The sequence below is a fragment of the Massilia jejuensis genome, from assembly GCF_042656795.1.
GTDB classification, from domain to species: Bacteria; Pseudomonadota; Gammaproteobacteria; order Burkholderiales; family Burkholderiaceae_D; genus Telluria; species Telluria jejuensis.
This window is the reverse complement of the sequence record NZ_JBHSMS010000084.1, coordinates 1-1,982: the sequence shown is the minus strand read 5'-3', so window position 1 is coordinate 1,982 and position 1,982 is coordinate 1. Positions and strand designations below refer to the sequence as shown.

Sequence of the window (1,982 nt, the reverse complement as noted above, 5' to 3'; positions counted from 1 at the left end):
TCCATGTCGACCAGCGCCGCGTTGGCGCCGGCCGTGCGCGCATAGTAGACGCCGTTGACATAGATTCCGACGGTGGGATCGTTGTTCGAGGAAATCGAGGTCGGCGTGATGCCGCGCATGCCGATGATCATGTTGTTCTTGCCGACCGGGGTATCGACAATCAGGAGCGAAGGCGCGTTCGCACTGAGCGCCTTGACGTCGACGATCTGCTTGTTGGCCAGTTCGGCCGCGCCGATGGCGGTGACCGCCGCCGGCACGTCCTGCAGCGCCTGCTCGCGCCGCTGGGCGGTCACCACCACCTTGGCTATCGGCGCTTCCGCCTCGGCCTGCACGGCGCCCGCTTGCTGTTCTGCCGCCTCCGTGGGCGCCGTGGCACAGGCCGCACCGCTGATCATCGTCATCGCGCAGCTGCCCGCGAGCAGTCCTGCTTTCGCAAATTGGGTCATGCATGGTCTCCGTATTTTTATGGGTAAGACGAAACCGCCCGGGCCAGGCACATGGGGTGCTGGCCGGGCGGGTGTGGCAAGCGATGCGAGGGCGGCGGGGGCCGGGATCGAGGACCGCGGCCACGGCCCGGTTTATTCCGGTGTGCGGCAGGAGGCGGCAAGCTTGTTGCCGTCCGGATCGCGAATATACGCGGCGTAGGCGTTGGGGGCGACCGGCCGTGGGCCCGGCGCGCCTTCGTCGAGCCCACCCAGTTCGAGGGCACGGCGGTGGAATTCATCGATCGCCGCACGGCTCGGCGCGGCCAGGCCGATGGTGAAGCCGTTGCCGGCTGTGGCAGGCTCGCCGTTGCGCGGGTAGCCGACCATGAATTGCGCGGCGCCGATGCCCCAGCCGCAAATGCGGCCGCCGGCGCCGAGCAGGCGCGCGTAACCGAGCGGCTCGAGCACGTAGTCGTAGAAGGTCTTGGCGCGATCCAGGTCCGTCGTGCCCAGGGTAACGTGGGTCAGTATCGTCATGCCGGTGTCTCCAGTATGAATAAAAAATCGGCGCGGTCAGCGCTTGCTGACCTTGATGTCGGTGCGCTCCAGGTCCCAGGTTGTAGAGGTGCAGCCTTCCTCGCGCAGCTGGTATTTCAGGACGCGGCCCTGGGGATTCTTCGGCATCGCATCGCGAAACTCGATGTAGCGGGGCAGGGCGTAGTAGGGCACCGCATCGACCGCCCAGTGGAACAGCGCTTCCGGCTGCAAGACGCAACCGGGCTTGAGGATGGCCGTGACCTTGACGTCGTCCTCGCCGCGCTCGGACGGGACCGCATGCACCGCGACTTCCTCGATGTCGGGATGGATGGCGAATGCCGTCTCCATTTCGAAACTGGAAATGTTCTCGCCGCGCCGGCGCAGGTAATCCTTTTTGCGGTCGACGAAGTAGAAGAAGCCGTCCTCGTCGAACCGGCCGATGTCGCCGCTGTGGAACCACATATTGCGCATCACCTTCATGGTGTCCGCCGGACGTCCCCAGTAGCCCATGAACATGATGTCGGGCCGCAGCGGACGCATGACGATTTCGCCGGGTGTGTTGGCGGGCAGTTCGCGGTCGAGGTCGTCGACGATGCGCACGTCGAAGTCAGGGATGCGCTTGCCGGACGAGCCGGGCGCCGCATACTCGCTCCCTGCGAGCGAAGTGATGACGCTCGCCTCGGTCAGCCCGTAACCATTGCCGCCGACCTGGCGAGCGCCGAAACGCTCGCGCCAGACCTGCTTGGTTTCTTCCGTAAACGGATTACCGCGCACGGTATGGATCTGGCCGACGCAGCGCCGCATCGCCTCGCTGTCGGGTGCTTGCGCCAGCAGGCCGCCCATGCCGCCGAGGATCGAGGCAATGGTGGCGCCGCTGCGCTCGACCTCCGGCCAGAAATTCGAGACCGAGAAGCGCGGAACAATGGCCACGCGCGCGCCCACCATGATGTTCGACAGCACGCCCACGCACATGGCGTTCATGTGGAACAGCGGCAGCGGCGTGATCGTGACGTCTTCGCC

At 65.9% G+C, this 1,982-nt stretch carries 3 protein-coding genes; all 3 read right to left on the bottom strand.

Annotated elements, in window-relative coordinates; genetic code table 11:
• On the bottom strand, nt 1-446 hold a 446-nt coding region (locus ACFPOU_RS23230; protein ID WP_379727309.1), incomplete at its 3' end, for a TonB-dependent receptor plug domain-containing protein.
• Between the two features lie 132 nt (nt 447-578).
• Nucleotides 579-962, bottom strand: a complete 384-nt coding sequence (locus ACFPOU_RS23225; protein WP_379727306.1) for a VOC family protein — start codon at nt 960-962, stop codon at nt 579-581.
• Between the two features lie 36 nt (nt 963-998).
• A partial coding sequence (locus ACFPOU_RS23220; RefSeq protein WP_379727303.1) for an AMP-binding protein occupies nt 999-1,982 on the bottom strand: 984 nt, incomplete at its 5' end.